Here is a 20,471-nt window from a genome sequence, read left to right as displayed (position 1 = left end):
GGAGGGAGACCATTATGGAAAAATCAGATATGGTAATCGATTATGGCTCTCTCCAGAATTTGCTCGGTGGTCTAGGCGACAGCGTGATTATGACGGATGTAAAAGGCATGATCATATTTATGAACAAGGCCGCAGAGGAGCTTTTTGAATACAGCTATAACAGTGATGAGCCTGTCAGTGTCAGCGATGTGATGAGGCTGGAAAATGTTGATACCAGAGAAAAAATAATAAGCCCTGTTATTCGGGCAATGCGCTCTAAAAAGACCATGGGCCTTTCCAAAAATATCGGCTTTACCCGTTCTGATGGTGCAGTGTACTTGTCTGCCACCTGTTCACCGATTTTGAATAGCAATGGTGTTGTAAAGGGCTGTACGGCCATTATTCGTAATGTCACCAGAATCCGTACCCTGGAGCGTAAGGTGGAAACAGACCATTATTATATGCGTTCTGTATTTGAGGCAGCCAAAATTGGTATCATTACGCTTAATGTCCGGGGAGAAATAATGGACATTAATGACCCTGCCCTGGAAACTCTCAATGAGGATTATATAGATATAATGGGGAAGCAGTTTGGGGATGCGATTCATTGTATCAACAGCCTTGAGGATGGCTGTGGGAAATCGGATACCTGCAAGTTTTGTGTTGTCCGTAATAATATTGAATCGGCCATTTTGGATGACACCTTTACCGTGGATTTTGTGGTGGCTGTTCAGATTAAGGGGGTTAAGGAGCCGGTATGGCTTCAGATGTTTATCACCCAGCTATGGAATGGCAAGCAAAAGCAGATAGTGCTTACCATGCTGAATATTTCCAAACGAAAACAGAAGGAGCACGAGCTTCAGGAGGCCCGCAGACATGCGGAGGTGGCCAGCACTACCAAAACTCAGTTCCTGGCCAATATGAGCCATGAAATCAGAACTCCGATAAATGGTATGTCAGGCATGATAGAACTTACCCTAAAGACACCGCTAACGGATGAACAGAGGGAGAATCTTACTGCGGCCAAACAATGCTCCGAGGATCTTTTGCGGATAATCAATGATATTCTGGATTATGCCAAATTGGAAAATGGCAAGATGCGCCTGGAAAATATTGATTTGGATTTGCACGAGCTTCTTGACAGGGTATGTAATCTCCACGGGCAAACAGCAGAAAATAAGGGACTTACCTTTACCCGACCAAATGTTGAGGGCCTGCCGAGATATGTGCGGGGCGATCCTCTCCGTATACGTCAGGTACTCCATAATTTGCTTACCAATGCCCTGAAGTTTACCATGGAAGGCGGCATAACACTTGGAGCTTATGTCTACGACAGGGGACAACAGCCATATTTGGAATTTTATGTTGAGGATACGGGTATCGGCATGACAGTGGAGGAACAGGCCAAGCTGTTTAAGCCGTTCAGTCAGGTGGATGGTTCCACTACCCGCCGTTTTGGTGGGACTGGCTTGGGGCTGATGATAGTAAAGGAGCTTGTTTCCAGTATGGGAGGAGAAATAGGTGTCACCTCGCGGCAAAATAACGGAAGCCGGTTTACGGTGCTGATTCCGCTGGTATTGGCTAAAAAGGCTGATATGGAGTTAAAAGATCAAACGGTGTTTATGAATCCTTATTCACCATCGACGGCCAAGGACAGTAAGGAAAATGAAGATGAAGCATTACTGCCGGGGCTTGGCACTGATGATGAAGATGATATAAGTGAGCTTCTTAAATACTGTGAAGATAAATTGAATGATTAGGGGGTTATGTATATGAGGATATTAATTGCGGAAGATGACAGAATCAGTCGCTCATTTTTACAGAAATTCATGGTCACCTACGGCGAGGTGGAGGTTGCCGTGGATGGTATGGATGCCATTGATATTTACATGGATGCTATCAAAGAGGGGAAGCCCTTTGATCTTCTTTGCCTTGATATTATGATGCCGAAGGTTGATGGCCTTAAAGTGCTGAAGGTAATACGTCAGCTGGAAAATCAGAATGAAAAGGCTTCTGACAAAAAAATTAAGATTATAATGATGACAGCCCTGGCTGATATCGGCTATGTGGATGAAGCCTTCCGCCTTGGCTGTGATGCGTATGCTTCCAAGCCTGTAGATACTGAAAAGGTGGAGGAGGCTATGAGAAATCTGGGCCTTATCACGGATGAAAAAGTGAGTAAGTAAGTCTGAGCACGTTTTATGTTGGGAGTTTTATAAGTTTATGCGTATTGTGACTGTTGAATTAGGAGATAATAGCTACGATATCTATATAGGTAATGATTTACATTTAGAGATCGTGGAGTTTTGTAAAAAGAGCTCATTTTCCCGTCATGGACTAATTATTACCGATACCAATGTGGGTCCAATTTATGGCGGGAAATTAAAGGATATGTTGGCTGAAGGTGGTCTGGAGGCCGATATATATGAGATTCCTGCCGGTGAAAGCTCTAAATCATTAAAGCAATTTGAGGCAATTATGACCCGTTGTATAGAGCTGGGCCTCGACAGAAAATCTCCTATATTTGCCCTGGGTGGCGGTGTGGTAGGTGATTTGGCGGGCTTTGCAGCAGCGTCATATATGCGGGGTGTACCATTTGTGCAGGTTCCTACCAGTCTTTTGGCTCAGGTGGATTCCAGTGTGGGAGGCAAGGTTGCCGTTAACCACCCTTTGGGGAAGAATCTCATAGGTGCATTTTATCAGCCAAAGGCTGTGTTTATGGATCTTGACTGGCTCAGAACTCTTCCAAAACGGGAGATTTATACCGGACTTGGAGAAATAATCAAATATGGAATTATATATGATAGGGAATTTTTTAAATACCTCGAAGAAAATACCAATGACATCCTTGAGTTAAAGGATGAGGAGACAGCTTATATGATTGCCCGTTCCTGTGAGATTAAGGCAGCGGTGGTAAGCGAGGATGAAAAGGAATCCGGTCTGCGGGCTATTTTGAATTTCGGTCACACCATGGCCCATGCCATTGAGAAGAATACTGGCTACACCCGTTATAATCATGGTGAGGCAGTGGCCATAGGTATGGTTTGTGCGGCTCATATCAGCAGAGCCATGGGGCTTATAGACGGGGAATCCTTTGCTAAAGTAGAAAATTTAATCAGAATAATGCAGCTTCCGGTTAAAGCCCAGGGCTGTGACATAGATACATTGTATGAAGCCATTTTCCATGACAAGAAAACCGTAAACGGTCAAGTTAAATGGGTTTTGATGGATGAGGAAATCGGCAAAGTCAGAATTTCCAAGGATGTTTCTGAGGAAGATGTGAAAAATTCCATGAACTATTGCTTGGCATAGAAAAAAAGTGTTATTTTTTCCTTGCTTTTTGAAAAATTACATGATATTATATTCGGGTATCTGAGTGGTCCTCTGGACAAGGCTATATTAGAATTCAACACTTGCCAAGAACACTTGAATAGAGGAGGATATACAATGAACATTATTCAGGAATTAGAGAAAGAACAGCTCAGAAATGACATCCCAGCATTCCAGCAGGGTGACACTGTACGTTGCCATGTAAAGGTTGTCGAGGGTTCCCGTGAGCGTATCCAGGTATTCGAGGGCGTTGTTATTGCACGTTCCGGTTCTGGCGTTCGTGAGACTTTCACCGTTCGTCGTATCGCTAGCGGTGTTGGCGTAGAGCGTACATTCCCAGTGCACTCCCCAAGACTCGATAAGATCGAAGTTAAGCGTCGCGGTGTTGTTCGTCGCGCTAAGCTGTACTATCTCCGTAACCTCACTGGTAAGGCTGCTCGTATCCGCGAGAAGCGCTAATGCAAGAATTAAAAAGGGACTGTTTTTTCAGTCCCTTTTTTTCTTCTCCCAGTAGAGAAATAACAAGGGGTGATTTATCATGGGTCAGTTGGGTACTGAAATAAGAGATTGGGTTATTTCCATAGCTGTTGCCGTGGCATTGGCTATGTTTATTCGTACATTTGTGGTGGAGTTGTATCTTGTGGATGGTCCTTCCATGATGCCAACTTTAGAGCATCAGCAGCGTCTTGTAGTGAATAAATTTATTTACAAGGTGCGTGCTCCTGAGCGAGGCGAGATACTTATATTCCAATATCCAAGAGATAAAAGCCGTGACTTTATCAAGCGTGTTATTGCTGTTCCAGGCGATACCATTGAGATTAAGGAGCACAATGTTTATGTAAACGGCGAGCTGCAGAATGAGGACTATATCCTGGCCAAGAGTCGTATGGATTATCCTAAGACTACTATTCCGGAGGGACATGTCTTTGTTATGGGAGATAACCGTAACAATTCCGAGGATAGCCGCTTCCCTGATGTGGGCTTCGTGCCATACGATTTGTTGAAGGGCAAGGCAATGCTGGTATTCTGGCCGTTATCCGCTTGGAAAACACTGCCTTAATGGGGAATTTTATATGGAATTGATACACCAGGCTTTCCCTGGTGTATTTTTGCGTGGCTTAGAATTAGGACTATAGGACTAAGGAATATTGTATTAATTAACATTCTTTTTTGATAAAATATCGTTATTGATGGACGACTAATATGAATATGTACATATCTGTGGAGGGGAAAGCGGTATGCATGATGCACAGGAGATGCGTCAACTATTTGTAAAGAGGCTTTTGGGAAGCTGTTATAATAAGGTCGTACATGTTAATTTGCGCAAAGATAGTTTTCATATTATAAAACTGGATGACTTTGAACGGGAACGTACGACTATTAACCTAAAGGAAGCAACATTAAGTGAATGGTTTAATGATTTCGTCAACAGTGGAATGTGTCACGAAAGTGTTCGCCAGCGCTTCATAGATTTTGCCAATCCTTCAAATTTAAAAAAACTCTGCAAAAGGTGTGTAAATGGCTCAGTGCAGATTGTTTACCTTCGCCTGATTGGCAAGGAAGGGAATTATCAGCCGGCAATTATGGAATTCTTCCCTGATACGGATGATCGTTTTTCAGGGTTTGTTACAGTGCGTTCTTTTGTAGCCAGTTCTTCCATTGGTCATAGTAATAATCTGGAAGAAATAGAGAATAGAATGAAGGATGAAAATTCCCATATTGATCATCTTACAGGTCTTCTGAATCGTCGTGCCTTTTGTGAAAAGGCCGACCAGATTATGGCAGCCAATCCTGATAAAAAATACGATATTGTAGTGTCTGATGTGGTGGATTTTAAGCTTGTAAATGAGCATTTCGGCTATGAGACCGGTGATAAGATTATAACTGAAATCAGTGAGTGGCTGCAGTGCAGTACAGGAAATGATTTCCTTTTGGGACGCTACGGTGGAGATCAGTTTGTGACCTTTATGGAGCATACCGGGATTCTTACTGATGATTTTATTCGCTATATTCATCAGTCTGCCAGGGATGTAATTTCCATGAAGGATCTTGTTTTCCGGTTGGGTATTTATGAAAATATTGATAGCTCTATTTCAACTGCTATTGCCTGCGATCGTGCCATGATGGCTCTGCAGCCTATTAAGCATCAGTATGGTAAGCTCTACGCCTTCTATGAGGACAAGATGCTGGAGGAACTGGAGCGTTATCGCCGTATGGAAAATGATATGCGTGAGTCTCTCCGTACAGGTGAATTTTATTTGGTTTTTCAGCCTAAGCATAATGCCTTTACCGGGGATCTGGAAGGAGCGGAAACCCTTCTTCGCTGGAATCATTCAGAGCTTGGAAGCCTGTATCCATCCGAATTTATTCCAATTATGGAAGCCAGCGGCTTTATTGTTGAGGTGGATATGTATGTGTGGGAGGAAACCTGCAAGTGCATTAAGCGCTGGGAAGCCCTTGGAATACAGCCTTTCCCTATATCGGTGAATTTTTCCCGCCTGAATTTCCGCCAGCCTGATTTTGTCAAAAAAATATTGAGTATAACTAATAAATACAGAGTTGACCGTTCCTTGCTTCATTTGGAGGTTACGGAAAATATTTTTGAATCAAGACTCAATGAAATGCAGCGTACCCTTCAGGAATGTCAAAGCTATGGCTTTAAGATTGAGTTGGATGATTTTGGCTCAGGCTATTCCTCACTTAATATTTTAGGGGATTTACCACTTGATATTATTAAGCTGGACAAATCCTTTATGAATCAAATCAGTGACAAGAAACGCAGCAGTATACTTCATGGTTGTATCAATCTTGCCAACAGCCTGGAATTAAATACTGTAGTTGAGGGAGTTGAGTCCAAGGAACAGCTGGATATTCTCAGAAATTATGGTGCTGATATGATTCAGGGATATTATTTCTCACAGCCTATGAAAGAGGAGAATTTTGTAAAGTACATATTGGATAATGCGTACTGTTGCAACAATTAACAGGCTATGGTGTAATTTAAAAAAATTTAGATATTTAAAGCCCTATGCTGCCGGTTATGAAATAGTAACCCTCCATAGGGTTTTCTTATGCACATTTAATGAAGATAAGTTCCATATATGGTATAATATTTGACGTGCTAAAATGTTTTTTTCAGAGGAGGTTTTTTTATGCTGAGTAAGAAGCTTTACACAATGATATTGTGCGTTATGATGTGTCTGGGTATTGCAACTTTGGCCACTGCTGCTCCAAGTGAACAGTATGCCGAGCCTTCTGTTATTTCCGTAAGTGGCTATGGCAAGGTGGTCACCAGTCCAGATGTGGCAGATATCCGTATAGGTATTGAAACCACAGCAAAGGATGCCAAAGCAGCTCAAATTGAAAATGGCAATAAAATGTCCTCTGTGCTGACAGCTATAAAGAATTTGGGAGTCAAGGACAGTGATATCAAGACAGCTTTTTTTGACATAACTCCAATATATAATTATCCCGAGGGAAGACCTGCTGAAATGGTAGGCTGTACCGCCACCAACTATATAGCAGTAAGGGTTGATGAGGTGGTTAAAGCAGGCAGTGTTATTGAAGCAGCATTAAATAATGGTGCCAATCGCATTGATAGCCTCAGCTATGATGTGAAGGAGCCTGAGTCCTTGCGTCGGTCAGCCCTCAAGAACGCTGTAAGGGATGCCAGAAACAAGGCTGATATTCTGGCGGGAGCCCTTGGGGTACGTATTACCGGCATTAAGCTGGTAACGGAAAATGTTGGTTCTGTAACCTCCAGAGAAAATACCAGACTGGGAAAAAATGCTATGGATATGGTTGCCGTAAATGCTATGGTTGCTCCTTTGGAGGCAGGTACCATAGATGTCAGCGCCACTGTTCATATAGACTATATTGTAGAATAAATAACAATTTGGGAGTTTTTTGATGAAAAAGCCACGTTTAGAGGCCATAGAATTTATTCGGGGTATCTCCATGCTGGGCGTTATCGGTATCCATATCGGGTCAGCTTATTTGGGACAGCACCTGACACCGGAAGCACCTGGTAATGCCCATTTGGTAGCGTTGTTGGAGATTTTTACCAGATTCAGCGTACCTATTTTCTTCTTTATTTCTGCCTTTGGGCTGTTTTATAATATGGACATGACCAAGCCTTTTGTATATAAGGACTTTTTAAAGCGCCGCTACAAGGCTGTGGTAGTACCTTATGTGGTATGGTCCCTATTTTATATTCTTCATTACTGTGTTTTGTGGAAGGATTACAGTCCGCTAAAGCCAATTACAATACTATATGATCTGTTTTTTGGCCTTGCCAATTACCAGCTCTATTTCATGGTTTTGCTGATTTGGTTCTATCTGTTGATGCCTGTTTGGGTATGGGCAGTTAAACGATTGAATATTACTAAGCTGGCTTTACTGCTGGTATTCCAGATTGCCGTTAACTATTATCTGTGCTTTGTTTGGAATGCCTGGGCTGTTGAGAATGCTTATATCAGGCCATTTGCCATGTACCACCTGAATTATTGGGTGATTCATTATGTATTTATCTTCCTTTTGGGTGGGTATTTGGCAGTAAACATGGATAAGTTTATGGGCTTTATGGAAAAATACCGCAGCTCTATTGTGGCCTTTTTCTGGCTTACATTGGCGGCTCATTTAAGCTACTATTATTATTTGTTGTACAGCAAGGGCTATACACCGCTGGAGGGCGTAAATACGGCTCATCAGCTTTCCCCAACGGGAGTAATTTATACTTTGGGAGCCTGCCTGTTTTTCTTTACGATTTTCACCCTCTGGAGATTGCCGGATAAAATAAAGCCTGTGCTTTCCCTTTTGGGCAAACACTCCTATTTTATGTATCTGGCTCATCCTGTGGCTATCACTTATATTTCACTATTTTTTGAGAAAATTAATCTTAGGATTAATGCTGTGCCTGCTATAATCATGTATTTTGATGTGGTTCTGGCTACCTTGATGATGGCTGTTATTATGCGTCGATTGGGTGAGTTTTTACCATTTATCAATAAGGGAACTATTGGGGTATATCCAAAGAAAACAGTGTGACAAAAGGCTCCCTGCGGGGAGCCTTTTATGTGGGGATTTTGAGGTAGAAATTTATGGAGATTTCATATATTATAATAGTACTTTTGGTTATTATTATTGCAATGCTGGCAATATTAATCACCAAAAAGCCGGATAATTCCAGGGCTGAACAGGTATTGTGGAATATGCAGAAGGCTCTTGGAGATGGCCAGCAGATGACCAAGGAGGACATTTGCCGCAATATTATGCAGCTGGACAATGCCAACACCCAGAGCCTGAAGGAAATAAAGGACAGTGTGAATCAGGGGCTGGTATCGGTCCGCCATGAGACGGAAAAGGGCATTGCTGAACTGCGGGGAGAGCTGGATAAAAATCTCAAGGAAATAAAGGGGGCTGTGGATGAGCAGCTACAGACCGCTTTGGAAAAGCGTATTGCGGCTTCCTTTAAAACTGTCAGTGCCCAGCTGGAGCAGGTGTATAAGGGTCTGGGGGAAATGCAGGCTCTGGCCAATGATGTGGGCAGTCTGAAGCAGGTTCTCAGTGGAGTGAAAACCCGTGGCGTGTTAGGAGAATACCAGCTGAAAAATATTCTGGTGGATATTTTAACAGCTGACCAATTTGATGAAAATGTGGAGACGGTACCTGAAAGTGGCAAACGGGTAGAATTTGCTATTAAGATGCCTGGTATGGATGGGGATATGGTGTATCTTCCAATAGATGCAAAATTTCCCATGGACTCCTACAACCATTTGCTGGATACTCAAGCCACAGGTGATAAGGTGCTTATTGAACAGGCCCAGCGGGAGTTGGAAAAACGCTTGGACAGTGAGGCCAAGGATATTGCTGTAAAATATCTGAAGCCACCATATACTACCAGCTTTGCCATTATGTTCCTGCCAACAGAGGGGCTGTATGCCCACGCAGTGGACAGTGGCATGGTGGAAGGTCTACAGCACAAATACAAGGTTAATATTGCGGGGCCTAGTACTATGGCGGCCCTGCTTAACAGCTTGCAGATGGGCTTTAGAACCCTGGCTATTCAGAAGCGTTCCAACGAGGTGTGGAAAACACTGGGGGAGGTTAAGAGCGAGCTGATAAAATATAATGAGGCCATGGAGGCGATTTATAAGCAGTTTGGGCAGGTAAGCAATAAATTTGAGGCACTCGTTAATACCCGTACCAATGTGCTTATGAGAAAATTCCGTGATGTGGAAGCATTGCCAGAGCAGGAGGATTAATACTATATGTACGATATACTGGTAAATCTGGCCATAGTGCCGGGATTGGCTTTTTTGTACTATATTTATACCCTTGATAAGATAGAGAAGGAGCCACCGGAGCTTCTGATGAAGCTCGTTGGCTTTGGCGCTATTTGCTGTTTTCCTGCCGTATTATTGGAGTTGATTGCAGGAGGTATATTAGATCAGCTTCTGGATTCCGGTACAGTTGAATATGCCTTTTTTGAGGCCCTGCTGGGGGTAGCTCTTATGGAGGAGGGCTGCAAGCTCTTTGTACTGAAAAAATTGACATGGACCCATCCAAATTTTAACTATCGGTTTGATGCTATTGTGTATGCTGTATGTGTCAGCATGGGCTTTGCTATTTTGGAAAATATCATGTATGTGCTGGATGGAGGCTTTGGTATCGCAATTGGTCGTGCCTTTACATCCATTCCTGGCCATGGGGTATTTGCTATATTTATGGGTATTTACTATGGTCAGGCCAAGGAATACCTTCATCGCATGGATAGGAAGGTGAAGGACAGGAGCCTGAAGCTGGCCCTGTTTATTCCGACAGTGCTGCATGGTTTCTACGATTTTTGCCTGCTTACTGAGGATGATATGATGATAGTGGTGTTCTTTGTCTTTATTTTGGCTCTCTATGCTCATGCCTTTTTCAAGGTCAGAAAGATGTCCCGGGAAGACCATCGGATTTATTATTAAGAATGCAATAAATATAGATTAAGTTGTTTGTAAGAAATATATTAGAGGAATCGTATTGGTGAAATGGCCAGTAGGATTCCTTTTTTTGGTTTTGTTTTTGGATATTGTTTAATAGCTTATTGTGTACATATAGGTAGGGGTGTTATACTTTAACTGTAGGTAATTATAATTACCTACAGTTAAAGTAATTACCTGCTCGAAGTAATAAATCACTAATCTATTTCATACACATTAGAAGAACTCAACATGATCACTGAAGAAGATTTCATCCAAAACATAGAGCAATATCTCATTACTTGTATTGCCAAAGGAAATCCCAGCCCTGATACGCTGGAATCCTATATGAAGCATATACGCATTTTTTTAAACTGGTGCCATAAAAACAACCGTCAGCCCTTAAAGATGACAGAGCAGCAAATCAGGATTTATTACCAGGAGCTTCTGGACAAGGGGTACAAGCCTTTGACCATTCATATAAAAATATCTGCCCTAAAGGCTCTTTATCGGGCTGCTATTTCTCAAAATCTCATATTCGATAATCCCTGCAGCAACATACAGACCCAGGGTGGGAATCCGCCAACCCTGCGTTACTATCTGGATATGAACCAGCTGCAGGTGGTGTGTAACACCTATAATGATGAGCCTGATGACTTTGTACGAAACCGCAACACATTAATTTTATATCTTTTCAGCGTAGAGGGATTGCGCCCCGTAGATATATTCAGACTTAATATGCAGGACATCAATTGGGAAAATTATACGATTGAAATTAGCTCATCTGATGTTAGTGACATATCCCAAACACAGCAGATTTATCCCTGCCAAGAAACTATTAATGTACTTGTGGACTATGTCAACAGCATTCCTGGACCAATCATTGATGAACTAATCGGTAAACTGGCGCCTTTAATTATTTCCAATTCAAAAAATAATTTTGCTGGCAGGTTGTCCAGAAATGGCATGCGACTCATTATAAATAATGCACTTGATAAAGCTGGATTAAAGGTTTCCGGCTCTTCAGCCAACCTTTTGCGCAACAGCTGCGGAACAAATCTTTTTAAGGCCACAAATGATATCAAGCTGGTACAGAAAACCCTAAGACAACAAAATATTATATCCGCCATAAAATATATGGAGGACAATCCAACACTTAGCAAACGGGCAACAAATATTATAGCCCCAAAACGAAGTAAATAAACCCGATATAGCCCCAAAAATAATGCGAAACTTTACTTCCGATAAAATATGGTTATCGGAAGTAAATACCAAATATAAACCTTCTCCCCTATGCAGGAAAAATAAATACTAAGGTCGAAATAAGGTAAAAGGGTTATTTTATAATTTAAATATTCTTTCTGGTTTTTCACAGGGAGTGGTTATAATGGATTTCCTATTTTTTAAGAATATTAGAAAATCTTTTCTGATAATAACGGGACTTCTTTTGTTGGCTATGCAGTTGCTTTCCTATTGGATAATGCCAGCTTATGCAAATGAGGGAGAATATAATCACCCGCGTAAGACCGTCAAAGTAGCAACCTATGATGCTGATGAAATTTTCATATTAAATGACGGCAACAACCGAAAAAACGGCTATGCCTACGAATATATTGAAACCATTGCCAGATATTCCGGCTGGGATTTGGAGTACAAAATATACCCTGGCTTTACGGACTGCATCAACGCCCTAAAATATGGCGAGGCTGATTTGGCCTATGATGTCAGCTATACTGAAGAAAGGGCCAAATATTTAGCTTTTCCAAATGAAGCAATGGGAGTTGAAAATTACTATCTCTATTTTCTGGACCATAATAAGGAAATTATTTCCGGAAATCTTGATACCCTTCAGCACAAAAAAATTGGCGTGACCAAGGGTACAAAGCAGATCGGCATTTTAAAGGAATGGCTGGAAAAAAATAATGTGGATGCAGAAATTGTGGAATATGAGAACAGTGCGGCCCGTCGGGCTGCTCTATGGGCCGGTGAGGTTGACCTGAATCTTATAGCCAACAGATACAATAAACCCCACTTTATTGCTTTCGGAAGTGTTGGTGAGGACAATTTCTACCTTGTAGTCAATAAAGCCCGTCCTGATATTCTCAAGGATCTTAATGACGCCCATCGCCTGATGATGTCTATAAATCCGTATTTTATTACTGACATCAGCAAGCGGCACTTTGCCTACGCATCCATCAGAAAGAGCTTGTCCTCTGCAGAGCTCCAATGGCTTAGCCAGCATCCGGTTATTAATGTTGGTTGCTTGGCTGATGACCCACCTTTTATCTACCGTGACCCAAACACCAAGGAATTAAAAGGCGCTTCAATTGATACCTTGAACCGCATATTTAATGTTTTATACATCGATGATATACAATTGAATTTCTCCATGTTCGACAACCGGGAAGATATGCTGGAAGCGCTACGCAATAATGAAATAGACCTTATCCAGTATTTCTTTGATTATGATCAGGCCGCCCGTGACGGTGTTATTATTTCAACTAATATATATGATGTACAGCTTGGCTTGGTTAGAAAGGCTGACACGCCATACGCTGATGCTTTTGATACTCTTGCCTATCTGAAAAAATTAAATGTTAAAAACTACACCTTCAACAGTGATATTATTAACAATTATGTACCTTGTAATAACCTCTCTGAGTGTATGGAGGTGGTTCATAACGGCAAGGCCACAGGCGCCATTGGCTTAGGATCCACCCTGGCCATCTATTCTCAGGCCTACCCTGACCTGGAATACACACCAATGATGGTAACTGTCCCCCTTTGCTTCGCCACCACCAAAGAAAATGTACCTTTAATATCCATGATTGATAAGGGACGTGGACTTATAAATAATGGTGAAATTGATGCTATAATAGGGGCTCATCAGCCTATAGCCCCGTTTTCCATTAATAAATTCATTTCCACCAATCTGGTTGCCTGTATTCTTGGGCTGGTGCTGGTAATGTCTGTAATACTTGTTGTCCTCTTTATGACCATTACCAACCGTCGTCTTAAGGCAAAGAATCAGCTTATTGATGAGCAAAATACCGCCTTGAAGGAATACCAGGGAAAGCTGACTCAGTCTTTGATAGATGTAAGAAAGGCCGATAAAGCCAAAACCTCATTCCTCTTCAATATGTCCCATGACATAAGGACACCGATGAACGCCATTATCGGTTTTACTGCCCTTCTGGAAAAAAATATCGATAATAAGGAACTTGCCCTCAGTTATATTGAAAAAATCCAGTCCTCAAATAAATTCCTGTTGTCACTAATAAATAACGTGCTGGAAATGGCCCGTATTGAAAGTGGCAAGGCAACAGTTGATGAATCCTGTATCAATCTGGAAAAAATAGTTCCGGAAATTTGTGCGGTTTTTGAAGCACAGATGAAGGAAAAAGGATTAAATTTCACCTACTCACTTAATGTTGAACACCACCATATCATGGCAGATGCCACCAAAATTAGAGAAATTCTGCTAAATCTCATAAGCAATTCCCTAAAATATACCCCTTCCGGCGGCAGTGTATCCTTCCATGTTTCCGAGGAACCATCAGATACCTCTGACACAGGCCTCTTTAGAGTAGTTATTGCAGATACAGGTATTGGTATGCCAAAGGACTTCCTGGATACCATCTTTGATGCCTTTACCCGGGAAAAAAATACCACCCAAAGCGGTATTATCGGTACTGGACTTGGTATGCACATTGTAAAAAAGCTGGTTGATCTTTTGGGAGGCAGTATTACAGTAGAAAGTGAGCCTGGAAAGGGGACCATCTTTACTCTCCTCATGCCAAACAAGATTGCACCGGAGCACCTGCACCACAGCCTGGATGATGATCAACAGGAGATTGATACCTCAAAATTCCATGGTATGCGCATCCTTCTGGCTGAGGATAACGAGCTGAATGCAGAAATTGCCCAAACTGTTTTGGAGGCTCAGGGCTTTAAAGTCGAACACGCCAAAAATGGCGTTGAGGCCGTAAATATGCTGGCTAATTCTGATCCTGGTTATTACGATCTGGTACTGATGGATGTACAAATGCCGCAAATGGACGGCTACAAGGCCACCATCACCATTCGTGGTATGCAGGAGCCTGCTCATTCCGGCATTCCTATTATTGCTATGACTGCCAACGCCTTTGACGAGGACAAACGCGCTGCCCTTCTGGCTGGGATGAATGCTCATATTCCAAAGCCTTTCGATATTCATAAGCTCTTCAGCACCATTGAAATGGTTATGGAGCATAAGGATTATTACATCCGCAGCAACATAATGGATAACTTTAAGGAAAAATATAAACGCATGGGACTGGAATGCGGCTACTATATTTTCAGGCCAAATAAAAAAGCAGAAACCCTGTACGCCGATGAAACGGTATTGGATATTCTTGGCTGTGACACCTTTGATAAATTCACCGCCTTCTCTGATGGATCAATTAAAAATATCGTTATCGTGAAGGAACGGGATGATGTAACCAGCAAGGTGGAAGACTTAAATGCCAGCACCTCCTATATTGGCTCCTTCAAATTCAGTATTACCCGTCGGGACGGTGAAACCCGTCATCTTGATTCCATTGGCTGCAGAGCCTATAACGGCGAAGAAGTTGTATGCTTTGTATACGTTGTCGACATCACCGATATAATTATGTAGATTCCTAAACCAATAATAAAGGCATATACCCTTCATAATACGGGGTATATGCCTTTTCAATTGGTAAAACTTAAACCTGATTAATCATTGATGATTGATTTTAAGGTATTAAACAATTCACGAGTATCAATCGGCTTGGATACATGACCATTCATACCTGCATTCATGGCCTTCAGCTTATCCTCTGCAAAAACATTTGCCGTCATAGCTATAATTGGTACTTTCTTGCAGTAATCACTGCCAATAGCCCGTATTGCTTCGGTAGCCTCATAACCATCCATTACCGGCATCTGAATATCCATAAGGATAACATCATATTGGCCATCCTTGGCTGTCTTCATTCTTTCCAATGCCTCGGAGCCATTGCCTACCACATCTACCTTAAAGTTAACCCCCTCCAGCAGAGCATTGGCAATTTCCTGATTTATCATATTATCCTCTACCAGAAGTACCGACTTCCCTGTAAAGTCATAGCTATCCTTGGTTCTGACATTAACATTCACATCCTGATGCATAATAGTCTTAAATTCCACAGAAACAACAAACTTTGTTCCTTTATTAGGCTCACTATCAACGGTAATGGTACCACCCATGATATCCACTATACTCTTGGTAATGGACATCCCCAAGCCAGTACCCTGAATGCCGCTTACTGTGCTATTACGGGCTCTTTCGAATGGGACAAAGAGCCGGTCAATAAAGTCCTTGTCAATACCAATGCCGGTATCCTCTACATGGAACTCAAAGGTCGAGCGGTTAGCATCACTGGCAGGCTTTTGAAACAGCTTAATGGAAACCAAACCACCTACTGGAGTGAATTTCACCGCATTACTTAGAAGGTTAAGGAGAACCTGCTTCAGACGGAGACGGTCACAGAGCACTGTATCGTCCATAATACCATTAGTATCCACCTGGAATTGCAGCTTTTTCGCTTCCACATCGGACTGGAGAATTGATTTCAGCTCATCGACTAGAGAAATCAGATTAGTAGGCTGCGGCTCCAACTCAATACGTCCACTTTCAATACGGCTCATATCCAGAACATCATTTATAAGACTAAGAAGATGCTTGCTTACCAGCTTAATTTTCTCCAGATATGTCTTTACCTCAGACTCATTGCCAAGATTTTCCTCAGCCAAGGCTGTGTACCCCATGATACCATTCATTGGAGTACGGATATCATGAGACATGTTATTGAGGAATATACTCTTGGCCTGATTTGCCTGCTGGGCCTTTAAAAGTGCCTCATCCTTAAGAGCTATCATGTCCTTGTATTCGTTAATATCCTGTAATACGCCATATAATCTCAGAGGAGTACCATCGCTTCGCCTATACAGACGGGCATAGGCACGGAACCATACATAATCCCTGTCCTTTGTCTTTATTCTTATTTCATGGTCAACGATATTGACATCCTCGTTATGACCATGCAAAACTTCCCATAAATACTTGCCACCCTCCAGGCGGTCTTCAGGATAAATAAGACTAACCACAGCCTCCAGGGCATCAGGGAAATCACTAGCATCCGTATACCCTAAGATGTGGCGCAAACCATCACTCCAGTTTACATTGTCTACAGTACCCACCGGGTCAAACTCAATGATCCAGTTAGCTGATTTCAATGCCTCATGATTGTTTTCAATAATAGCAATGGCCTTACGCTGCTTATCCAACAGCTCCTTTACCTCGTCATTTCTGGTCAGCAGCTCCTCATTGGCATACGCTTGATGTTCATTGGCTATCATCAGCTCATCATTTGCCACCTTTAGCTGATCCGTCTGAATTCTCAGCACCTGATTAACCTTGGATATACGCTTGCGACTTCTGTTTAAAATATACATATTTATCAGAATCAGCAGGAATACAACTCCAAGTATAAGCAAAATCCACCAATAATCCTGCAATAAATCATGCAAATTAGAACGAACACTGGAGAAAACATTAGCTGAAAGAACTTTTTCTATCTCGCGCTGATCAAGGTTGATAATACCCCGCTCAAAAATAGATAGCATGTGAATATTGTTTCGATTTACAGACAAACATACCCCTGCATCAGAAAAGGTATCTACCTCTTTCAAACCGCTATATGCATTATTCCTCTGAAGGTATTTTCGGGACACATATTCATTAGAAATAGTCGCATCCACTTTTCCCCTTTTAACCGCCTCATAACAGTCGGATACAGAATCATAATATACATATTCGTAATTACCATTAAAAATTCCCGACAACATAAGGGATGTTGGAATTGGCTTATTCTTTGCAATAGCAATCCGCTTGGCCTCATTAACATCAAAGTCATCCCTTATTATCATTCTAAGTCCAATGGTGAAAATATCATTGGTCTGGGACAGTCCCACCTTTTCTGCCCACCACAAATCCTTGTAGAAGCCAAAGGCCGCATCCACATCGCCCCAAAGCAAGGCATTTTTGAGACTATCACTGTCATCAAAAGGCACATAAGTAATAATTGAAGGATCCACTTCAATATTCTTACAAATACCATTCATTACAGCGGTAATAACCCCATCCGGAGTTTCACCATTGGCACCTTTATCACTTAAAGGCAAATTATTCTTAAAATAACCGATACGAAGATATTTTTTGTTATTCAGCCATTCCCTTTCATCAGGGGAAAGTCTTGAATCCACCATGGCATCCTTAAAATACTTATATTCCATATCATTCCAGAAATAAGGATGAGATGCCATAATTTTCGGTTGGACAACGTTGAGCTCCTCTACAAGGTCTGTACGCTTTGGGGAAGTTGCAAGAAAATAATCGGAATCCCCCAACATTATAATATTTGATATTCCATTTACTTTTCCCCGGAAATGGGTTCTGACAAGGGCGTCAATCTCTCCCGCCATCAAGGCCTTGATTTTATTATCAGTTCCACTGCCCATAGGGACAATTTCACAGTCAATATCATTTTCTTTAATCCAATCCTCCAGATACTTTATCTGAATGGAGTTTGCCTCCACGCCGATTTTTTTCCCGTTAAAAGTGCTTAAATCCGTACTATCTATCTGATCATTGTCTGTTTTTACGGCAATATAATAGATTTCACGTCCCATGCCCTCTTTAGGATAATTAATCAGTCTGGCCCGTTCCGGGGTGTAGGAGACATCCGTCATAAGGTCTATCTCACCGGAAAGGAGCTTCTTGTACAGCTCTGACCAGCTACCATAAACATACTCATAGCGCCATCCCGTATAAATTGACACCGCCTGAAGGTATTCATAACCATAGCCGGATTTGACTGCATCCTGGGAGGCACCTCTCATAAAATTACCATCATTAAAGTAACCCACCTTTACCACCTTGCCGGTTAAAGGTGCGCCACTGTCCATGTCTGCCGGAGAAACTTCTACTGGCTGAGGACTACAACCGGTGAAAACGCTCAACAGCAAAAAAACACATATTAAAATAAAGCGTTTCATCATTTCTATCACCTTTATCATTGCAGCATTCCCTCTGGCTTTACACTCATAAGGATTTCCTTAACCAGTTCCTCCTCCAGCTTGTTTTGGAATTCTGCCATGGCCTTTTCCTCTTCTGCCTTAAATTCTTTGCGTCCAATGACATTGCCATCCTTCAGGCCCTCATCATAGCCACTGTTGTAGCCCATTGAAAAACAATCCTCCGCTACAGAACGTATAACATCCCTTAGACTGGCGCGAAAGACTTGCTGAAATTCAGCATCCACCTTATTGTGTACGAAAAGACTGGAAAGCATCTTTGCCACCAGCTCCTGCTTACCCATGGTGTCCTCAGACAAAAGTTCCTTTAATGAAACCTTTTTTACATTCTTGGTTTTTACCATCTTTGATTTAGCAACCATAATAATCCCTCAATTCTGTATGTCCGGGTTGCCTTTCTCTACTCTTCTTTTCCTATCTTCCTTAATGTGGTATAGCTTCGACACGGGAGCCCTTTTTTCCTGCAAAAATTGTATTTGTAAACTTGTATACCTCTGTGTTAAAATATTCGAGTATGATTGAATTTTTGTAGGGGGTCTTTGACTAATGGAGAGAGAATCCTTCCAGTCCAGACTGGGGTTCCTGCTGGTAAGTGCTGGTTGCGCTATCGGCATAGGTAATGTATGGCGTTTTCCATACATCTGTGGTGAGTACGGCGGTGGATTGTTTGTACTTATCTACTTATTATTCTTGTTGATTATGGGTGTGCCTGTACTGGCTATGGAGCTGTCCGTAGGACGTGCAAGTCAGAAATCTGCATACCTTGGCTTTAAGAAGCTGGAGCCTGCGGGCACCAAATGGCATATTCACGGTCTTACCAGTATTGTGGGTAACTATATCCTGATGATGTTTTATACCGTAGTTTCCGGCTGGATGCTGGACTACTTCTTTAAATTCATTCGTGGTGAATTTACGCCGGGTATGAGCACTGAACAGATTGGCAACGTATTTGGCAATATGCTGTCCGATCCTGTGGAGCTGGTATTCTGGATGCTCCTTGAGGTTATCATTTGCTTTATAATCTTAAGTGCCGGTATTCAGGGTGGTCTTGAAAAGGTAACCAAAATTATGATGGGGGCTCTGCTGATTCTTATTATCGTTTTGGGGCTTCACAGTTTGGTGTTGCCTGGCGGTATGGAGGGTCTTTCCTTCCTGCTTCTGCCAAGCCTAGATGGTGTTAATCAGCATGGCTGGTGGACCGTTATCTCTGCTGCCATGAATCAGGCATTCTTCACCCTTAGCGTTGGTATGGGTTCTATGGAAATCTTTGGCAGCTACATTGACAAGCATCATTCCCTGCCTGGTGAATCCGTTCGCATTGCAGCTTTGGATACCATCGTAGCTATTATGGCTGGTATGATTATCTTCCCTGCCTGCTTTTCATATGGCCTGAGACCAGATGCCGGGCCTTCCCTGTTGTTTGTTACACTGCCTAACGTGTTTATGGATATGACCGGTGGTCTTATCTGGGGAGCACTGTTCTTCCTGTTTATGACCTTTGCCAGCTTCTCCACCGTGCTTGCAGTTTGCGAAAATATTATTTCCTTCTGCATGGATACCTTCAAATGGAACCGTAAGAAGGCCGCTGTTATCAACGGCTTTATGGTGGGCCTTTTGAGTATCCCTTGCGCATTGGGCTTCAATGTATGGGAAAGCGTTACCATTATTGGCAACCGCGGTGTGCTGGATACTGAGGACTTCCTGGTAAGTAATCTGATTCTGCCAATCGGTTCCCTTATCTTCCTGCTGTTCTGCGTTACTAAATACGGCTGGGGCTTCAAGAACTTCTTTGAAGAGGTGAACACCGGTGACGGAATGAAGTTCCCTACCTGGGTGAAGGGCTATTTCCAGTGGATTCTGCCAATTATGCTCTTTGTGATTATCGTGCAAGGATTAATACAGTAAATAAAATGAAAACCTCGAAACCTTTAACTATGAAGATTTCGAGGTTTTTTTATATTAAATCCTCTTTTATTTCCCCTTAAACACCGGAGCCCGTTTTTCCGAGAAGGCCTTTATGCCCTCCTGGAAATCCTCTGTGCCCAACAGCATGGCCATAGC

General features: G+C 42.2%; 15 protein-coding genes. 13 read left to right on the top strand and 2 right to left on the bottom strand.

From position 1 onward, the window contains the following. The first annotated feature begins 14 nt into the window (after positions 1–14). The 12 genes from ACKI5G_RS03170 to ACKI5G_RS03115 all read left to right on the top strand — a co-directional run bounded on the left by ACKI5G_RS03170 (position 15) and on the right by ACKI5G_RS03115 (position 14,928). The gene (locus ACKI5G_RS03170) at positions 15–1,739 is read left to right on the top strand and encodes a PAS domain-containing sensor histidine kinase (RefSeq protein ID WP_407397584.1); all 1,725 of its coding nucleotides are present in this window, start codon (positions 15–17) and stop codon (positions 1,737–1,739) included. Between the two features lie 12 nt (positions 1,740–1,751). Continuing rightward, complete coding sequence (locus ACKI5G_RS03165) at positions 1,752–2,165, top strand: response regulator (protein ID WP_407397582.1); 414 nt, start codon at positions 1,752–1,754, stop codon at positions 2,163–2,165. A 37-nt stretch (positions 2,166–2,202) separates the two neighbouring features. After that, entirely contained in the window at positions 2,203–3,291 is a 1,089-nt protein-coding gene (gene aroB, locus ACKI5G_RS03160; RefSeq protein ID WP_407397580.1) for a 3-dehydroquinate synthase, read from the top strand. 135 nt (positions 3,292–3,426) lie between these two features. Next, a complete protein-coding gene (gene rplS / locus ACKI5G_RS03155) occupies positions 3,427–3,768 on the top strand; it encodes a 50S ribosomal protein L19 (protein ID WP_027396532.1) in 342 nt (113 codons plus the stop codon). Positions 3,769–3,847: 79 nt separating this feature from the next. Further along, the gene (gene lepB / locus ACKI5G_RS03150; protein WP_407397578.1) at positions 3,848–4,369 is read left to right on the top strand and encodes a signal peptidase I; all 522 of its coding nucleotides are present in this window, start codon (positions 3,848–3,850) and stop codon (positions 4,367–4,369) included. A gap of 178 nt (positions 4,370–4,547) precedes the next feature. Beyond that, positions 4,548–6,293, top strand: a complete 1,746-nt coding sequence (locus ACKI5G_RS03145) for a putative bifunctional diguanylate cyclase/phosphodiesterase (RefSeq protein WP_407397576.1) — start codon at positions 4,548–4,550, stop codon at positions 6,291–6,293. A gap of 168 nt (positions 6,294–6,461) precedes the next feature. Further along, positions 6,462–7,196: an SIMPL domain-containing protein gene (locus ACKI5G_RS03140; protein WP_407397574.1), complete on the top strand. Its 735-nt coding sequence runs from the start codon at positions 6,462–6,464 to the stop codon at positions 7,194–7,196. A gap of 22 nt (positions 7,197–7,218) precedes the next feature. Next, positions 7,219–8,355, top strand: a complete 1,137-nt coding sequence (locus tag ACKI5G_RS03135; protein WP_407397572.1) for an acyltransferase — start codon at positions 7,219–7,221, stop codon at positions 8,353–8,355. A gap of 53 nt (positions 8,356–8,408) precedes the next feature. After that, on the top strand, positions 8,409–9,572 hold the full coding sequence (locus ACKI5G_RS03130; protein WP_407397570.1) for a DNA recombination protein RmuC: 1,164 nt from the start codon (positions 8,409–8,411) through the stop codon (positions 9,570–9,572). A gap of 6 nt (positions 9,573–9,578) precedes the next feature. Next, on the top strand, positions 9,579–10,277 hold the full coding sequence (locus tag ACKI5G_RS03125; RefSeq protein WP_407397568.1) for a PrsW family intramembrane metalloprotease: 699 nt from the start codon (positions 9,579–9,581) through the stop codon (positions 10,275–10,277). Between the two features lie 246 nt (positions 10,278–10,523). Beyond that, positions 10,524–11,474, top strand: a complete 951-nt coding sequence (locus ACKI5G_RS03120; RefSeq protein ID WP_407397566.1) for a tyrosine-type recombinase/integrase — start codon at positions 10,524–10,526, stop codon at positions 11,472–11,474. 184 nt (positions 11,475–11,658) lie between these two features. Continuing rightward, positions 11,659–14,928: an ATP-binding protein gene (locus tag ACKI5G_RS03115; RefSeq protein WP_407397564.1), complete on the top strand. Its 3,270-nt coding sequence runs from the start codon at positions 11,659–11,661 to the stop codon at positions 14,926–14,928. Positions 14,929–15,008: 80 nt separating this feature from the next. Here ACKI5G_RS03115 and ACKI5G_RS03110 read toward each other — a convergent pair whose 3' ends face one another. After that, positions 15,009–18,392, bottom strand: a complete 3,384-nt coding sequence (locus ACKI5G_RS03110; RefSeq protein WP_407397563.1) for an ATP-binding protein — start codon at positions 18,390–18,392, stop codon at positions 15,009–15,011. Then, positions 18,389–18,772, bottom strand: coding sequence for a hypothetical protein (locus tag ACKI5G_RS03105; protein WP_407397561.1), 384 nt, complete (start codon positions 18,770–18,772; stop codon positions 18,389–18,391). Before ACKI5G_RS03105 ends, ACKI5G_RS03110 begins: the two co-directional genes overlap by 4 nt. Positions 18,773–18,956: 184 nt before the next feature. Here ACKI5G_RS03105 and ACKI5G_RS03100 point away from each other — a divergent pair, with 184 nt between their 5' ends. Then, complete coding sequence (locus ACKI5G_RS03100) at positions 18,957–20,315, top strand: sodium-dependent transporter (protein WP_407397559.1); 1,359 nt, start codon at positions 18,957–18,959, stop codon at positions 20,313–20,315. The last annotated feature ends 156 nt before the right edge of the window (positions 20,316–20,471 follow it).

The organism is Anaerovibrio sp., from assembly GCF_045637405.1.
Classification (GTDB): domain Bacteria; phylum Bacillota; class Negativicutes; order Selenomonadales; family Selenomonadaceae; genus Anaerovibrio.
The sequence above is the reverse complement of the archived record's forward strand: the minus strand, read 5'-3'. Positions and strand labels throughout refer to the sequence as shown.